Genomic DNA, 15,965 nt, shown 5'->3' on the forward strand with positions numbered 1-15,965 from the left:
AATCACGCCCATACGGAATATGGCGGGAGCACTTGATCCTCATATCTATAAGCGACGATTATGGACGTTGCCAATTCCATTATTTGACGAATGGAATACCGTGGCGATAGTCTGCCCGCTGGAATTCAGGAGGAGGAGCAGACATTGATTTCCAAATTGCTTCTTGCAGCGACCGCCGCAACTGCACTTTGCTTCGCAGCATCTGCGAACGCCGAAGACATCAAGGCCGAAGTCATCCATCAGTGGACCTCCGCGGCGGAATCCGCCGGCGTCAAGGTTCTGGCGCGGAAGTTCACCGAGCTCGGTGGGACGTGGGTCGACAACGCCATTTCGGGTGGGCCGAACGCCCGCTCGACGGCCGTCAACCGCGTGGTCGGCGGGAACCCGCCTGCCGCCATGCTGTTCAACACAGGCGCACAGTTCGTTGAACTCCAGGACAACGGCCTGCTTCGTGATCTGACGGAAACAGCCAAGGCCGACGGCTGGCAGAATAAGATGCCGGCGGCGCTGCTGAATTCCGGTATCGTCGACGGCGAAATCTGGGCCCTTCCGATCTCCGGTAACGGCGCGAACTGGTTCTGGTTCAATAAGCCGATCCTCGATAAGATTGGTGTCGCCAAGCCGAAGAACTGGGATGAAGTCTTTGCCGCGCTCGACAAGGCGAAGGCAGCAGGCCTCGCACCGTTTGCGCCGTCCGGCGAGCCGCGCTGGCAGCGTTTGATGTTCAATGCCGTCGTTCTCGGTGTCGCAGGTCGCGAAACCTACGATGCGGTCATCTACAAACGCGACGCCTCCGCAGTGCGTGGTGAAAAATTCAAGGCAGCAGTCAAGGTCTTCGGAAGGCTCAGGGACTATGCCGACGCCGGCGCGCCGGGCCGTTCCTGGCCGGATTCGACCAATCTCGTGATCTCCGGCAAAGCCTTGATGACGCAGGGCGGCACGTGGCTGAACGGTGCCTTCGCGGCCGCCGGGAAGACGGCAGGCACGGACTACGAGTGCGCGATCATCAACCCGGAACAGGGCATGGTGATCTCGGGCGACGTATTCCTCTTCCCGGAGCCGAAGAATGCGGCGATGACCAAGGCACAGGACCTGCTCCTCAAGGCTTTCGCCGACGTGCCGACCCAGACCGCGTTTGCGGTCGCCAATGGCACGATCCCGATCCTCAAGGGTGCGGACACGTCCAAGCTCAACCCGTGCATCGCTGAGGCGTCTCGCTTCTTCAACGATGCCAAGCTCTCGACGGGGAGCGACCAGATGATGTTTACACCGGCGATCGTCGGTGCGGTCGAGGATGCGATCACCCGCTTCTCGACCAAGGGCGGGCTGACCGCCGAGCAATTCATCGAGGCCTACGCAAAGGGCCTTTCCGCGAGCTGACCCCAAGACCGGGGGAGTGCGCCTCGCCACCTCCCCCGAATGACCAGATATTCGGAGTTTCTCGTGTTCGTGAGGTCGCCTTCAAGCAGTCGCCTTCAGGCGGTCCTGACGCTTGTCCCCGTCGCATTCGTCGTCCTGTCCGTCTATGTCGGCGGCGTGTTGTGGGCGGCGGGCATATCCTTTACCCGCTCCTCCATGCTGCCGAACTACAGGTTCGCTGGCTTTGCCCAGTACATCAACCTGTTCTCGAATGCCCGGTGGCAGGTCTCACTCGGCAACATGGCGCTGTTTGCAGCGATCTTCATTCCGGCCACCTTGCTGATTGGCTATTCGATGGCCGCGATGATCAATCGCGGCGTGCGAGGCGAAAACGCGCTGCGGACGATCTACCTCTATCCATTCGCCATGTCGTTCATCGTCACCGGCCTTGTCTGGCGCTGGCTGCTTGACCCGAACTTCGGCATTGCCGACGTGGCGCGCAAGCTTGGCTTCGAGAATGCGTCGTTCAACTGGATCGTCAACGCGGACATGGCGATCTTCACGATCATCATCGCCGCCATCTGGCATTCGTCTGGTCTCGTCATGGTCGTCCTCCTCGCCGGACTGAGGGGCGTCGACGACGACCTTTGGAAGGCGATCCGCATCGAGGGCATCCCGGCCTGGAAGGCTCATCTCTTCATCATCATGCCGAGCATCGGGGCAAGCATCGCGACCGCCCTGGTGCTAATGTCGCTCACCGTCGTGCGCCTGTTCGATGTCGTGGTCGCCATGACTGGAGGCGGGCCGGGTATCGCGACGGACGTACCGGCCAAATTCATCATCGACCATATGTTCGAACGCCAACAGGTCGGCCTTGCCTCTGCTGCGGCGACGACGCTGCTGCTTCTTGTCCTCGTGGTCGCGGTGCCTCTCCTGTATCTCAAGGACCGTCGCAAGGGAGCTGCAAGATGACCATCACAAACAGTCAGGCCCCTGTCCGCCGCAATGCGTATGCGGCTCCGTTTTCCCGCGCTCTCGTCTATGCTTTGCTGATCGTTCTCGCGATCGTGGCGCTGATCCCTCTCTACGTGATGATCGTCACGGCGTTCAAATCGATGGAGGAGATCCGTTCGGGCACGCTCCTATCCCTGCCGCACGCATTCAGCTTCGAACATTGGTGGAAAGCCTGGAATTCCGCCTGCACGGGATTGCGCTGCGAAGGCCTCAAGGTCGGCTTTGTCAATTCCTTCCTGATCACCATACCGAGTGTTGCCCTAGCAATCGCAGCCGGTGCGGTGACCGGATACGCACTGAGCTTCTGGCGGGTGCGCTTCGCCAACGTGCTGTTTACGGTCCTGCTGATCGGCGGTTTCTTTCCCTATCAGGTGCTGATCTATCCGTTGGTGCGGATCACCTCGACGATCGGCCTGTTCAACTCGCTCGCCGGCGTCATCGCGGTCCATGTCGTATTCGCGCTACCGGTGGTGACGCTGCTGTTCCGCAACTATTTCGCGTCGATCCCGATCGACCTCTTCAAGGCAGCCCGGGTCGATGGCGCGGGGTATTGGCGGTTCTTCTTTTCGATCCTGCTGCCGATGTCTGTGCCGATGATTGCGGTTGCGGGCATCCTGCAGGTCACCTTCATCTGGAACGACTACATCGTCGGCCTCGTCTTCGGCGGCATCAACTATGCCCCGATGACCGTCCAGCTCAACAATATCGTGCACTCCACCTACGGGGAGCGGGAATACAACGTGGAAATGGCGGCAACGCTTCTCACCTCGGTCATCCCCCTCCTCGTCTACTTCACGTCGGGCCGCTGGTTTGTTCGCGGCGTAGCATCCGGCGCCGTGAAAGGGTAATCATGACAGGCGTACAGCTTCGAAACCTCGGAATCCGCTACGGGCAGGTCGAGGTTCTGAAAGGCATTGACCTCGACATTCCGGCTTCGGAATTCATCGTACTGCTCGGGCCTTCCGGTTGCGGCAAGTCCACGCTTCTTAATGCGATCGCCGGTCTTCAGGACGTCGCCGAAGGGCAGATCCTGATAGGCGGCCACGACATGACCAATGTCGAGCCTAAAAACCGCGGAATCGCGATGGTCTTTCAGTCCTATGCGCTCTATCCCCGCATGAGTGTTCGGGGCAACCTGAGCTTCGGCCTAAAGGTGGCCAAGGTGGCAAAGCCGGAGATCGAAAAGCGCGTCGCACATGTCGCGAAAATGCTGCAGGTCGAGCCGTTGCTGGACCGCAAGCCGTCCCAGCTTTCCGGCGGCCAGCGACAGCGCGTGGCGATCGGCCGCGCCGTGGTGCGCGATGCGGGCGTATTCCTGTTCGACGAACCGCTTTCCAACCTCGACGCCCAGCTGCGTTCCGACTTACGCGTCGAGATCAAGCGCCTCCATCAGCGCCTGAAGTCCACCATGATCTACGTGACCCACGATCAGATCGAGGCGATGACGCTTGCCGACCGCATCGTAGTCATGAAGGACCGGATCATCCAGCAGCAGGGCACGCCGGACGAGATCTACAACAAGCCCGCAAACACGTTCGTGGCCCGCTTCGTCGGCTCGCCTGCCATGAATTTCCTGGAGGGCGTGGTCAAGGGCGGTGATGCGATCGTCGACGGAGAAAATCTGCGCATCGCTGCCGCCTTGTCGTCGCCCTTGGTTGATGGCCGAAAGGTGATTGTCGGTATCCGTCCCGAGGATATGGCTCTGCAAGCGGACGAGGCAGCATTGGGTCTCGCCGTGGAAGTGGATGTCGTCGAACCGATGGGCGCGGAAAGGATGGTCTGGTGCAGGCGCGGCGACATCGGCCTTTCCACCAGGACGCCTTCCTCCACCAAAGTAAAGTCAGGCGACAAGGTCCGGCTCGACCTGTCGGAAGAGCGTCTTCACATATTCGACGCAGAGACTGGAAAGCGTCTCTGATGACCGAGAACATTCTGAAGAAGGTTGCGGGTCATCCCTTTCACCTGGATGAAGAGGCCCTCGCATGGGTGAAATCCACCTTCGAAGGCCTGTCGCTCGATGAAAAGCTCGGACAGATCGTCCTGCCTCTCTGCCGAGACCTATCCCCGGAAAAACTCGTGATCCCCCTTGAACGCCATGTCGGCGGCATCCATCGCATGCCCTCGCGGTCGGAGCAGGAACTGCGCGCAAGCGCCCAATTCCTCCAGTCGCATACCGCGATTCCACTCCTGATGACTTGCGATATCGAGTTTTCCGAAAAGAGCAGCGTCGCATCGGGGACCCCCTACCCGAACCAGATGGCGATCGCAGCGACGGGAGACGCCGAGCACGCGCGTCGCATGGGCGTCGTCGCTGGTCGTGAAGGCGGTTATCTTGGCTTCAACATCTCTTGGACACCGGTTGCCGATCTTGCCGTCAATTTCCGCTCCAACGTGGTCAATACCCGCTCGTTCGGCTCGGACGTCGCGACCGTCATGGCAATGACCACCGCCTATCAGCAGGGCGCGCGATCCGCCGGCTTCGCAAGCTCGATCAAGCACTGGCCGGGTGACGGACTGGACGACCGCGATCAGCATTTCGCCACCACCCACAACACGATGCAGATGGCGAAATGGCGCGAAAGCTTCGGCAGAATTTATGCCGACGCGATTGCCAAGGGCGTGCAGGTCGTGATGTCAGGTCATATCACGCTCCCCGCTTACACCGCGGAACTCGGATCGGCGGCCCACAGCCCGGCGCATATGCCGGCAACGCTGAATTACGACCTGACCACGACGCTGCTAAGAGAGGAACTGGGCTTCAACGGCGTAGTTGTTTCCGACGCATCCGGCATGGTCGGCTTCAATGCCCGCGGCGCCCGGCGCGATCTTGTGCCGCTTTGCATCGCCGCCGGATGCGACATTCTCCTGTTTCCTGAGGACCTCGACGAAGACCTCGGCTATTTGAAGGGAGGACTCAAAAACGGTGCCCTGACGCCTGAACGAGTCGATGAGGCCGTCTTGCGCGTCCTCGCCCTCAAGGCGTCGATGAAGCTGCATCAAACCGGCGGTCGCCCATGGCCCGAAGCGGATCGCGCCCGTTTCCTCGGCTGCGCCGAACATGTCGGATGGTCGCGATCGGCATCGGAGGCCGCGATCACGCTGGTGAAGGACACCCAGGCCCTGCTGCCTCTAGATCCGAAGCGGCACAGCCGCGTTCTACTGGCGCAACTCAACAGCCGTATGAGTCCTTCCGGCCCGCTGCCCCAGCTCCAGGTAGCAGATATCCTGCGAGAACGAGGGTTTGAGGTCACGCTTCATCGCAAAGGCGATGCAATCGATGCAGCCGCCCACGATATCGGCATGTATCTGATGGCCGAAGAAGGTGTTTCGGCCAAAGAAAACCTCGGGCCGCACTGGGAAGATCTTCACGGGCTCTTCCCGCATTCGATGGAACGGCTATGGGACTATCTTCCGACCGTCTATGTCTCGCTAGGAACGCCCTTCCTGCTTTACCACATGCCGGAATGCAAAACATTCGTCAACGGATATGCGGCCGTCCCGCCGGTGCAGCAGGCGCTTGTCAAGGCTCTTCTCGGCGAGATCCCAATTGCCGGCAAGAGTCCGGTTGACGTATCTTGCGGTCTAACTGAGGTCTTTTTATAGTTGGCCTTGCCGTGGCCATTGCAGTGAACCGTCGATTGGCTTGGTTGAAGAGAATGTACTTTTTTGCCGAAGTTGCGGTCCAGAAAATCTAGGCCGGATGATTTATATTGCTCTTGAGAGCCCATCAGGGGTGAGTAGCGGCTCGCACAGTGGCAGAGTGAGGTCGCTTCTGTAACGGGCTTTAGCGAGTCAATCCCTCTTGAGCCTAATCCCTCGCCGAGTGCTTGCTTCTGTCCGCAGTCGACGCGGGGTCGCTGCTTTATGGGGTCTGCTGAGGACCGGTTGGCCAATCTAGAAACGCGCAGTCCACTGGGGCTGCTTACCTCACTGCGGCCTAACCCATCCATCGTCCCGGCGAAGGGACCTTGCTCTTGCCTGTGACACGAGAATTCAAATCCTCAGGGTGTGATCAGCCCTGACGGATCCAGGTGAACGAACCGGGATTCCTTTTGGCTTCAAGTGCCGATCTTGAGATTGGTCTCGTTCTCCTGAGCCCGTGCCCGCGAAAGCGGGAAGTTGGTGCCTGCCGCCAGGAGCGGCGACCAGATGTGAGGTTGTACAGGCTCGATAACGAGCCGGTAAAGCGATGGGCTCAGACCATGGATCCGCGAACAAGGGAGGCTTTGTAATGACGACAGAATGAACCGTTGACAAAAAACCTGATGTGAAGGAATTGAACGAGCGGCCCTTTTGTTACAAGCCCGCGTCTCCTAATAGCCACCATCGGCTGGCGTGAATGTGATGACAGCACAGGCGACCGCGATCTTTGCACCGTCGCGCAGAAGCGGCAGCGCTTTCGCATTCTCTGCGCCGGGATCAGTATCGAAAAAGCCCGGTGTTTTTACCCATCCTCTTGGGTCGACCCCATCAGTCGACGTCCAGCGTGTCCGGCACCATCTCGCGATCCATGCCGAGTTCGTAGATTACTCGCCTCACACGCCCGTCGAAAGCGCTTACTCCCGAAAGCTTTGGGGTCAGCGGAGGTTGCGTCGCGCTACCGAGCGTCAAAGGAGCAAGCGAAGTGCGCAACAAAACCCGCGGTATGGGCGCCGCCGCAACTTTCACATCATCGATAAACAACGATCCGTCTCCAGACAGCGTGCCGGTTTTCTCGAAAACGAACTTTACGCTGTGCCGACCCGGCTGAAGCGGCCGATCGGCCACCAGATAGGTATAATCCCCGCAGTAATTATAGGCATACTGCAGCCGCTTTTCTGCGACAAAGAGGCCATAACCGCCATGCAGGTTTCCTGCCGTCAGGATGGCGCCGTCGGGGCAGCCGTCGTCAATCTCGATATCCACCGAGATGGAATGGGACACATCCTGTGTAAGAGGGGCGGCTTCGGCCGGAATCGTCGAAATCGGAGGGTAATAAACATAGCGATTGCGGCCACGAACGGAGCCAGGCTTCGGGTTAGGCTTGAAGAGGTTATCGCTATCGTCGAGCGGCATGACATCGTATTTGCCGGCCTCGGCCCACCAGCGCTCCTTGAGTTCCTGAAGCTTTTCAGGCTCGTTCGCCGCAAGGTCGCGGAGCTCCGAGAAGTCCCGGTCGAGGTGATAGAGTTCCCATTGCTCCGTCTCGAACGATGATCCGGGCAGGTGACGGGTCACGGCCTTCCAGCCCTTGTGCCAGATGCTGCGATGCCCATACATCTCGAAATACTGCGTCTGCTTGCGGGTCGGCATCTCAGCCGCATCGAAACTGTAGGCAAAGCTAACGCCATGGATGGGCAGTTGCGAAAGGCCCCGGTAGGTTTCGGGAGCCGATACACCGCAAATCTCGAGAACGGTTGGGGTGATGTCAGTCACATGATGGAACTGATGGCGGATGCCTCCCTTGTCGGCAATGCGTTTCGGCCATGACACGATGAGCGGGTCGCGAACACCACCGCCATGGGTATAGCTTTTGTAAAGCTTCAGCGGGGTATTGCTCGCCTGCGCCCAACCCCAAGGGTAGTTCGCATAGCTGCTCGGTCCGCCGATTTCATCGATCTGTGCGAGGTTGTCCGATGCCGATTCGGGCAGCTGGTTGAACCAGCGCAGCACATTGGTTGTGCCTTCCGGCCCGCAATCGACTGAGGCGCCGTTGTCGGAAATCAGCACGATCAAGGTGTTCTCGCGTCGCCCGGTACGATCGAGGAATTCCAAGAGGCGGCCGAACTGTGCGTCCGTATAATCGAGGAAGGCCGCGTAAGTTTCTTGAAAGCGCAATGCGACGGCCTTCTCGTCGGCGTCAACTTCCTCCCATTTCGCGACACCTGCGTTGGACGGCGGAAGTTCGACATCAGCACCAACCAGCCCGGAGGCTTTCTGCTTTGTGAGCCGACGAACGCGTTCCTCATCCCAACCATGATCGAAACGTCCGCGATATTTGTCGATCATGTGGCGGGGAGCCTGATGCGGGAAATGCCCTGCTCCGAAGCATAGGTGCATAAAAAACGGCTTGTCCGGCGTCAGCGAGATCTGGTTCGACAGCATCTGGATCGCCTGGTCCACGAGATCTTCAGAGAGATGGTAGCCTTCCTCCGGTGTCTTCGGCGCACTGACGAGCCGGTTATCTTCGACCAGTTCGGGATAGAAATGGTTGGTGCCGCCGTTCATGAAGCCGTAGAACCGCTCGAAGCCACGGCCGAGCGGCCACTGATCGAATGGACCGGCAGCATTGGCATCCTCCGTCGGGGCCAAGTGCCATTTGCCGACGGCAAAAGTGCTGTATCCTTTGTCTTTCAGCATCTCGGCAATGGTCGCGGCATGCGGCGTGATCGCACCGCGGCCGCTCGGCCAGCCCATGTCGACATTCGCCAGGTATCGCATGCCAACTGCATGATGATTTCGGCCGGTCAGCAGGCATGCGCGCGTCGGCGAGCAAAGTGTCGTTGTATGGAAATTGCTGTAGCGAAGCCCCTGTTCGGCCAGGCTGTCGAAATTCGGCGTTTCGATATCCGACCCGAAGCAGCGAAGATCGGAATATCCCACATCGTCCAGCACAACGTAGACGACGTTCGGGCTGCCCTCCGCCGGCAGTACTTTCGGCGCATACCAGCGCGTCGATTCATGATGGGTGCGGCCGATATTATGAGCTCGTGTGCGATCTTCCATGACATGCTCCGAAATGCGGATGAAGAGACGTCCCCGCGGACAATGGCAGCGGGAGACAAGACGCGGCTTTTCTCGCCGCGCCTCTTTAGGTGTGCGGTTCAATATTTGATCGTGTCGCGCAGGTAGCGCTTGAGAAGGCGCCGCCCAAAAATCTTCCAACTCCGGTCGGTCAGATAACCCAGAAGCCCCAGCGCCACGATCGCGGCAAACATCCAGTCGATCCGGAAGTAGAGCCTCGACGTCCAGATGATGTAGCCGAGGCCCGATTCCGCCGCGAGCATTTCGGCCGCAACGATGACCAAGAAAGAGGAGGCGAGCGCAAGCCTCATGCCGACATAGATGGAGGGAATGCTGGCTGGAATGACAATCTCGCGAAAGAGCTGGGAAGGCCGCGCACCGAGACACCGCGCGGCGTCGAGCTTATCGACGGGGATGGCGCTGACGCCGCTTGCGGTGTTGACCATCACGATGAAGGCGGTTGCATAGGCGATCAGCAGGATCTTCGATATTTCGCCCACACCGAACCAGACGATGAACAGCGTCACGAGCGCTATCGCAGGAATGAAACGAAAGAAATGGATGAACGGATCGACCACCGCCCGCGCCGTCTGCGAGATCCCCACCATCAGCCCAAGTGGAATGGCGATGGCACTACCGAGCAGCCAGCCAGCCAAAATGCGCATGAGGCTGATCAGGATGGAGGTGGCGAGCGTGCCATCAGCAACGAGTTCCGACGAGCCCAAGACGATATCGGAAGGCGGCGGCAGGAAGAACGGGTCGATAATGGTGGACGAGACGATCTGCCAAAGGACAACGAACGCCACGACACCCGCTACGGAAAGGCTGGGATTTAAATGTCTGCCCATTGGCCGGAAGCCTCCGTTTCGATATCCGCCTCTAGGGAGCGGACGATATTGGCGAACCGCGAATCCAGATCGTCGCGCGGATAGGGCAGCTCGATGTCATAGACCTGTCGGATGTTGGCGCGTGGCCCCCGGGTCATGACGCCGATGCGCTGGCCGAGCAGAACGGCTTCGCGAATGTCGTGCGTGACGTAGACAAATGTGCAGCCTGTCTCGCTCCAAATACGAACGAGTTCCCGCTGCAGTACTCGCCGGGTCAAGGCATCGAGAGCGGCAAAGGGTTCGTCCATCAGGATGATTTTGGGGCCTGCAGCCAGTGTGCGCGCAATCTGCACACGTTGTTTCATGCCACCCGATAGCTCGTGGGGAAATTTCCCTTCGTGACCTTTAAGGCCAACGAGTTCGATGTAGCGCCCTGCGATTTCTTTGCGCTCGGTCTTGCTGGCTCCAGCCATTTTCGGCCCGAAGGCGACATTGTCCTGAACTGTCAACCAATCGAAAAGCGGGCCATCGATGGACTGGAATACCATACCGCGGCTTTGGGCCGGGCCTATGATCGGCGCACCGAAGGTCGTTACCGCCCCTTCCGTCGCCGACGCGGTTCCCGCAACCAGCTTCAGCAATTGGACTTGCCGGAACCGCTCGGGCCGACGAGAACGAAGAACTCGCCTTCGGGAATGGAGAGCGAAACATCCGCGAGGATCAGTTCGCTGCCGGCCGCCTGGCCGGGATAAGCCATGCCGACTTCGGCAAAATCCACAGCGCTGCCGGCCCGCGCCGACCCGCCGCGGTCAGAATGTTGAACAGTCGATGACATAACCGTGTCCGTTTTTTGATTACTTGGACAGATTGACCTTTGTCGGGTCGGCCTTGGCCAAATAGCTGGGATCGACCGCGGTTTCGAAACTGACCTTTGTTTTCAGGATACCGGAGGCGAAGTCCGCGATCGTCTTGAACGACGCGCGGTCGTCATCGGTCAGCTCAAGCTGGAAATCGTTGAGCTTGAGAAGATTGTAGGTCGTGTCCTTGGGCGCCTTGGTATTCGAGGCGATGATGACGGCCGCTTCCTCCTTGTGCTCATTGATGAAAGCTGTCGCCTTTTCGATAGCCTTCAGGACACGGACAACGGCATCCGGATAAGCCTTGGCGAACGCCGTATTCGCATTGATATAGGCGCGCTGATTGAGCTTTGCCTCGCTATCATCGGCAAGGATCTTGTAGCCGGAGTCGGTCGCCTGCTTCGTTCCGTCGGCCCAGACGAAGGCGCCGTCGAGGCGGCCTGCCTTGAGAGAAGCAACGATCTCGATCAGGCTGGAGAACGGTGTCAGCGTCACCTTGTCCGGAGAAACACCATGATTTTCAAGGTATTTGACAGTCACCAGATGCTGCGCCGCTCCGCTGGCGATACCATAGGTCTTTCCGGCTAGATCCTGCGGTCCTTTAATCTTGTCGCCGACTGCCAGTTTGTGCCAGCCCGGATTGGACTTGAAGATGGAAGCCAGGATCGTCAGCTGGCGGCTTTGCATGCGCAAGGCTGTGGGAAAGTCAAGGCCAACGCCAATGTCGGTGCGGCCGGTCAAGACGGCATCCAGGCTTTCAATCCCCGTTGCGTAGATCGACACCTGCGGGTCGATACCCTCTTCCTTGAAGTAACCCTTGTCCTTGGCGACCCAGATCTGCGCTCCGGTCGTGTAGGCATCGGCCCCGAGACGAACGGGGATCATTGTCTGGGCTGCAGCCTCAGAGACGGCAAACCCGGTTACGAGGGCTGTCGATAGAGCAAGAAGTTTGGAGAATTTGCGGCGGCTGTGCATGGCTGTTCCTTTTTCGTTTTCTGTGCGCCTTCTGATTGGCGCTTCGTTTCGACTAGACGGAGGGATCGAGTCGGTCCCCCGCGAGAGGCTTGCGTTGGGTGATCGCGGTGTATGCGGGGTTCGACCAGTGCCGGGAAACGATCGGGATCGTCCCGTCGCCGGCATGAACCTTGGCATGGCCGTGAAGAACAGCCGCACCTTTGGGCATGTCGAGATAGCGGGCCACGAGCGTGGACGCGTTGACGGCGGTGTTCATCACCTCAAGCTCGGCATCGACCGGATTGATCTGATCTCCCAGAGCGGTGAGCAGATTATTGACTTTAGACCAGTCGATATGATCGAGGCGCATTGCCGGTGAAATCGCATGCTGAATGAAAACGACCGGTACATCGTCAGCCAGGAACAGCCATTCGAGACGCCTTGCCTTGCCCTGGACCTGTGGCACCAGGTGCACCGTCATCTCGTCGTCGCGTGTCGAGAGACTATCGGAAATGATGCGCAGCGACGGCTCGAACCCGGCATTGTCGATCATCTGCCAGAAGCCGCTACGGTGGGCGAAATCGTTCAGGATCTGGGGCCTTGCGAGAAACGTGCCGATGCCGTGCCGGCGCACGAGAACACCACGCGCCGTGAGCTTGGCATAGGCTTCACGAACCGAGTTCCGGCTCATTCCGAGGGCCTTTGCAAGGTCAACCTCAGCCGGAAGCTGGTCGCCGATCTTGAGGTTAGCCTCATCGACATAAGCAAGAATTCGTTCGCTGGACTGAATAATCGACATTTACGTACTCAAAGGTTGGACGTCCTACCTTTCGCTTGTTTCAGCTATCTGTCAATATTGCTCGAATGAACGCAGATGACTTTTCTGGAAACGAGCCATGGTCGGAAATTGCTGTACGCCGTCGGGTCGGATGAAGGACGAAAAGAATGTCACGAGCTTTGGCGCCCGGTCGGCGACTGATCTTCGAGGCATGGTTCGCGTCCCCGGCGGCTCTTTCCGCATGGGCGGCGACAGCGGCTGCTTTCCGGAAGACGGTGAAAGCCCTATCAGGAGCGTCGAACTCGATGAGTTCATGATCGACGCGACGACCGTCACAAATGCCGAATTCGCGGCATTCTGTTTCGACACCGGCTACGTCACCGACGCGGAACGGTTTGGATGGTCCTACGTCTTCAACGCCGCACTTCATCCCGACGCCGAGCACGAGATCATCGACGCATCGGTGGATGGCGCACCGTGGTGGCTCGCCGTCCGGCATACCCATTGGCGATGTCCGTATGGGCCTGGATCAGATTACATGCACGAAACGGATCATCCGGTCGTTCATGTTTCATGGAACGACGCCCAAGCTTACGCCGTCTGGGCCGGCAAGCGTCTGCCTACCGAGGCAGAATGGGAAAAGGCGGCGCGCGGCGGCTTGGATCAGGCCTCCTATCCCTGGGGCGACGATTTGACCCCGGGCGGACAGCATATGTGCAATATATGGCAGGGGGAATTTCCAGGCTTTAACAGCGGCGGCGACGGATATCTGAGCACGGCCCCGGTCAAAGCCTTCCCGCCCAACGGGTTAGGCCTCTATGAAGTCGTGGGAAATGTCTGGGAATGGTGCGCCGACAGTTTCAGAGCGACATGGCATCAGGCCGAACGCGTAGAGACACGGCAGAATCCGCAAGGTCCTCCGGCAAGCGAACTCAAGGTCGTTCGCGGCGGCTCCTATCTCTGCCATGCGTCATACTGCAATCGCTACAGAGTGGCCGCCCGAAGCAGCAATACACGGCACTCGACCACCGGACACATGGGTTTCCGTTGCGCCAGTTCGGCGACAGAGACGATTCCCATGTAGCGGCTTCTGCCTTGCAGTTGAAAGGAATCGAACCGACGACGGGTAGCCCAACCAGCGTCAATGTCTGAGAAGCATGCCTTGTGGCATAAGGGTATTTTATGCCCCGGCTCGAGGTCGTCGAGAGTCACGCTTTCAACGCCACATCTGCCGACACTGTTTTCGCGACCTCGGTTATTACTGTCCTCAGCCAGCGATGGGCTGGATCGTTGCGGTAACGGACATGCCAAGCCATCTCGACGGGGAACGTGCCAAGATCGACCGGTGCAGGCACCACCTTTACGCGGGGGTCCCGCGCAAGTCCGCGGCAGATGAGGCGCGGTAGCGTCGCGCAGTAATCCGTCACCGCGATCATTTCGGGCACGGCCAGAAAGTGGGTGACCGAAACGGCCACGTCGCGCTTCAGCCCCTGCCGACCGAGCGCCTGGAACAGGCCGGCGCGCAGTCGGCCGGGCGGCAGGACGTTCACATGCATCATCCCTTCATATTGCTCGCGGGAAATGCTGTCTGATATCTCCGGGTGACCCGCCCGAACGACGCAGGCAAGTCCGTCATCCATCAGATGCTGCACGACGAGATTGTCCGGCGGGTCGATGATCCGGCCGAAAACCATTTCCGTGGTTCCGGATATGACACCGGTTTCCGCAAGGTCGCTGCCATAGGGAACGAGGCGAAGCTTGATGCCCTTCGCCCGTTCTCTCAACCGGGCGACCACCGAGGGCATGAGCACGAATTCCACATAGCTGTTTGGCGCCAGCGTGAAGGATCGCGTTGCCTTGGCCGGATCGAAATCCTGCTGGCCTGTGATCAGGTCGTCGAACTGCGCGAGTGCCGCGCCGATCATCGGCGCCATCTCCTCGGCAAGCTGAGTTGGCCGCATGCCGTAGCGCTCGCGGATGAACAGCGGATCGCGCAGCGTCTCGCGAAGCCTGTTGAGAGCGTTCGACAGCGCGGGCTGGGTGATGCCCAGCCGCTCGGCGGCGCGGGTGACGTTCCGTTCTTCCATGAGCACCACGAAGACGGGCAACAGGTTCAGGTCATATCGCATGCAGCTATAATGCCATGTGAATATCTGGAATAAAACAAATAAATTTCCGAAATGTTCTGGTCAGGAGCATAGTCAGCACATCCGAAAAGGATGGCAACCAAGCCCCACGGCAAACCTGATGGAGACTAAAATGAGCAAGGGTAAACTTCTTCTGATCGGCTCCAACGCCACACGCATCGAAGTCCAGGGCGGCCGCACCGGCGCCACGGGCCAGTATCTCAACGAAACCGTCGTGCCGGCCATGGCCGCAGTCGACGCCGGTTACGAGATCGTTCTCGCCACGCCTGATGGCACCAAGCCGCATATCGACGAAGCATCCGACAGCGTCGACCATTTCGAGGGCGACGAGGCGGCTTATCGCCGCGGCAAGGACTATTATGCCAACGATCCGGCCATGAACGCCCCGCGCACGCTGCGTTCGGTCTTCGAGGAAGGTCTCGACAACTATGTGGGCGTCTTCGTTCCGGGCGGCCAGGCCCCCGTCGTCGATCTGATGCAGGATGCAGATCTCGGCGAAATCCTGCGCCACTTCCATGACAAGGCAAAGCCGACCGCGCTTCTCTGCCATGGCCCGATCGCAATCGCTTCTGCCATGCCGCATGCCCGTGAGTTCCGTGCCGCCCTCGTTGCCGGTGCGCCTGAAAAGGCAAAGGAATGGGCGAAGGACTGGCAATATGCCGGTTACAAAATGACGGTGTTCTCGAACACCGAAGAGACGGTCGTTGAGGATTATATCCTGAAAGCCAAGCTCTACTTCAATGTGGTCGACGCCCTCGAGGTCGCTGGCGGAGAGGTGATCACCACGCCCGTCAATTTCGAGCCCAACGTCATCGAGGACCGCGAACTGATCACCGGTCAGAACCCGCGTTCGGACAAGCCGCTGGCTGCAAGGCTGGTCGCTGCCCTTGACCGTTCGCTCGCCACGGCCAAGGCCGCCTGAACCGTCGACGGCATGACGGGGCGCTGCGAGGCGCCCCGCCGATCAAGATCACTGCCAGCCAAAATCATTGGAGAAGAACATGTCCGCACCCGTCAAGATCATGGCGATCCTCGCCGCGCGCCGCGGTCGGGCTGAAGACCTGAAGGAGCTGCTGTTCGGCATGGTGGATGCGTGCCGGGCGGAACCCGGCAACCTTCGCTGGGACGTCTGGCTGGATCAGGCTGATCCGACCCGTTTCGTGCTCGACGAACTTTATACCGACACAGCCGCGGTCGCCGCCCATCGCGAGACACCACATTTCCAAAATTATTTCTCGAAGATCAACGATATCGCCGAACGGACCGCTCTCGTGCTGGATGCAGCACAGATCGCCTGACTCGGCAG

15 protein-coding genes are annotated in these 15,965 nt (G+C 59.3%); 8 read left to right on the forward strand and 7 right to left on the reverse strand.

Annotated features, from left to right (window positions below; all coding sequences use genetic code 11):
• Positions 1 to 144: 144 nt before the first annotated feature.
• The 5 genes from DMO26_RS30155 to DMO26_RS30175 all read left to right on the forward strand — a co-directional run bounded on the left by DMO26_RS30155 (position 145) and on the right by DMO26_RS30175 (position 5,976).
• Positions 145 to 1,380: an ABC transporter substrate-binding protein gene (locus DMO26_RS30155; RefSeq protein ID WP_117196018.1), complete on the forward strand. Its 1,236-nt coding sequence runs from the start codon at positions 145 to 147 to the stop codon at positions 1,378 to 1,380.
• 63 nt (positions 1,381 to 1,443) lie between these two features.
• The gene (locus DMO26_RS30160) at positions 1,444 to 2,331 is read left to right on the forward strand and encodes a carbohydrate ABC transporter permease (RefSeq protein ID WP_117196052.1); all 888 of its coding nucleotides are present in this window, start codon (positions 1,444 to 1,446) and stop codon (positions 2,329 to 2,331) included.
• Positions 2,328 to 3,221: a carbohydrate ABC transporter permease gene (locus DMO26_RS30165; RefSeq protein ID WP_117196019.1), complete on the forward strand. Its 894-nt coding sequence runs from the start codon at positions 2,328 to 2,330 to the stop codon at positions 3,219 to 3,221. The genes DMO26_RS30160 and DMO26_RS30165 overlap by 4 nt, the downstream gene beginning before the upstream one ends.
• Positions 3,222 to 3,223: 2 nt before the next feature.
• Positions 3,224 to 4,291, forward strand: a complete 1,068-nt coding sequence (locus DMO26_RS30170) for an ABC transporter ATP-binding protein (protein WP_117196020.1) — start codon at positions 3,224 to 3,226, stop codon at positions 4,289 to 4,291.
• On the forward strand, positions 4,291 to 5,976 hold the full coding sequence (locus DMO26_RS30175) for a glycoside hydrolase family 3 protein (protein ID WP_117196021.1): 1,686 nt from the start codon (positions 4,291 to 4,293) through the stop codon (positions 5,974 to 5,976). The genes DMO26_RS30170 and DMO26_RS30175 overlap by 1 nt, the downstream gene beginning before the upstream one ends.
• Before the next feature lie 867 nt (positions 5,977 to 6,843).
• Here DMO26_RS30175 and DMO26_RS30180 read toward each other — a convergent pair.
• The 6 genes from DMO26_RS30180 to DMO26_RS30200 all read right to left on the reverse strand — a co-directional run bounded on the left by DMO26_RS30180 (position 6,844) and on the right by DMO26_RS30200 (position 12,533).
• Complete coding sequence (locus DMO26_RS30180) at positions 6,844 to 9,078, reverse strand: arylsulfatase (protein WP_117196022.1); 2,235 nt, start codon at positions 9,076 to 9,078, stop codon at positions 6,844 to 6,846.
• 98 nt (positions 9,079 to 9,176) lie between these two features.
• Positions 9,177 to 9,944: an ABC transporter permease gene (locus tag DMO26_RS30185; protein ID WP_117196023.1), complete on the reverse strand. Its 768-nt coding sequence runs from the start codon at positions 9,942 to 9,944 to the stop codon at positions 9,177 to 9,179.
• Complete coding sequence (locus DMO26_RS30190) at positions 9,929 to 10,564, reverse strand: ABC transporter ATP-binding protein (protein ID WP_205421281.1); 636 nt, start codon at positions 10,562 to 10,564, stop codon at positions 9,929 to 9,931. The genes DMO26_RS30185 and DMO26_RS30190 overlap by 16 nt, the downstream gene beginning before the upstream one ends.
• Entirely contained in the window at positions 10,558 to 10,758 is a 201-nt protein-coding gene (locus tag DMO26_RS34210) for a hypothetical protein (protein WP_205421282.1), read from the reverse strand. Before DMO26_RS34210 ends, DMO26_RS30190 begins: the two co-directional genes overlap by 7 nt.
• A gap of 19 nt (positions 10,759 to 10,777) precedes the next feature.
• The gene (locus tag DMO26_RS30195; protein WP_162895123.1) at positions 10,778 to 11,920 is read right to left on the reverse strand and encodes an ABC transporter substrate-binding protein; all 1,143 of its coding nucleotides are present in this window, start codon (positions 11,918 to 11,920) and stop codon (positions 10,778 to 10,780) included.
• The gene (locus DMO26_RS30200; RefSeq protein ID WP_117196025.1) at positions 11,808 to 12,533 is read right to left on the reverse strand and encodes a GntR family transcriptional regulator; all 726 of its coding nucleotides are present in this window, start codon (positions 12,531 to 12,533) and stop codon (positions 11,808 to 11,810) included. The genes DMO26_RS30195 and DMO26_RS30200 overlap by 113 nt, the downstream gene beginning before the upstream one ends.
• 190 nt (positions 12,534 to 12,723) lie before the next feature.
• On the opposite strand from DMO26_RS30200, the gene DMO26_RS30205 reads away from it, so the two are divergent.
• A complete protein-coding gene (locus DMO26_RS30205; RefSeq protein ID WP_205421283.1) occupies positions 12,724 to 13,596 on the forward strand; it encodes a formylglycine-generating enzyme family protein in 873 nt (290 codons plus the stop codon).
• A gap of 124 nt (positions 13,597 to 13,720) precedes the next feature.
• On the opposite strand, the gene DMO26_RS30210 is transcribed toward DMO26_RS30205, so the two are convergent.
• The gene (locus tag DMO26_RS30210) at positions 13,721 to 14,641 is read right to left on the reverse strand and encodes a LysR substrate-binding domain-containing protein (RefSeq protein WP_117196027.1); all 921 of its coding nucleotides are present in this window, start codon (positions 14,639 to 14,641) and stop codon (positions 13,721 to 13,723) included.
• Positions 14,642 to 14,771: 130 nt separating this feature from the next.
• Between DMO26_RS30210 and DMO26_RS30215 the strand changes: the two genes are divergently transcribed.
• The gene (locus DMO26_RS30215; protein WP_117196028.1) at positions 14,772 to 15,581 is read left to right on the forward strand and encodes a type 1 glutamine amidotransferase domain-containing protein; all 810 of its coding nucleotides are present in this window, start codon (positions 14,772 to 14,774) and stop codon (positions 15,579 to 15,581) included.
• Positions 15,582 to 15,660: 79 nt separating this feature from the next.
• The gene (locus tag DMO26_RS30220; RefSeq protein WP_117196029.1) at positions 15,661 to 15,957 is read left to right on the forward strand and encodes a putative quinol monooxygenase; all 297 of its coding nucleotides are present in this window, start codon (positions 15,661 to 15,663) and stop codon (positions 15,955 to 15,957) included.
• The last annotated feature ends 8 nt before the right edge of the window (positions 15,958 to 15,965 follow it).

Origin of the sequence: Rhizobium terrae (assembly GCF_003425685.1) — a bacterium.
GTDB lineage: Bacteria > Pseudomonadota > Alphaproteobacteria > Rhizobiales > Rhizobiaceae > Neorhizobium > Neorhizobium terrae.

Bases quoted from the DNA above. Each gene is read 5' to 3' on its own strand.
- DMO26_RS30165 (WP_117196019.1), top strand. From the start codon at position 2,328: ATGACCATCACAAACAGTCAGGCCCCTGTCCGCCGCAATGCGTATGCG.
- DMO26_RS30170 (WP_117196020.1), top strand. From the start codon at position 3,224: ATGACAGGCGTACAGCTTCGAAACCTCGGAATCCGCTACGGGCAGGTC.
- DMO26_RS30175 (WP_117196021.1), top strand. From the start codon at position 4,291: ATGACCGAGAACATTCTGAAGAAGGTTGCGGGTCATCCCTTTCACCTG.
- DMO26_RS30180 (WP_117196022.1), bottom strand. From the start codon at position 9,078: ATGGAAGATCGCACACGAGCTCATAATATCGGCCGCACCCATCATGAA.
- DMO26_RS30185 (WP_117196023.1), bottom strand. From the start codon at position 9,944: ATGGGCAGACATTTAAATCCCAGCCTTTCCGTAGCGGGTGTCGTGGCG.
- DMO26_RS34210 (WP_205421282.1), bottom strand. From the start codon at position 10,758: ATGTCATCGACTGTTCAACATTCTGACCGCGGCGGGTCGGCGCGGGCC.
- DMO26_RS30195 (WP_162895123.1), bottom strand. From the start codon at position 11,920: ATGCCGGCGACGGGACGATCCCGATCGTTTCCCGGCACTGGTCGAACC.
- DMO26_RS30200 (WP_117196025.1), bottom strand. From the start codon at position 12,533: ATGTCGATTATTCAGTCCAGCGAACGAATTCTTGCTTATGTCGATGAG.
- DMO26_RS30205 (WP_205421283.1), top strand. From the start codon at position 12,724: ATGGTTCGCGTCCCCGGCGGCTCTTTCCGCATGGGCGGCGACAGCGGC.
- DMO26_RS30210 (WP_117196027.1), bottom strand. From the start codon at position 14,641: ATGCGATATGACCTGAACCTGTTGCCCGTCTTCGTGGTGCTCATGGAA.
- DMO26_RS30215 (WP_117196028.1), top strand. From the start codon at position 14,772: ATGAGCAAGGGTAAACTTCTTCTGATCGGCTCCAACGCCACACGCATC.
- DMO26_RS30220 (WP_117196029.1), top strand. From the start codon at position 15,661: ATGTCCGCACCCGTCAAGATCATGGCGATCCTCGCCGCGCGCCGCGGT.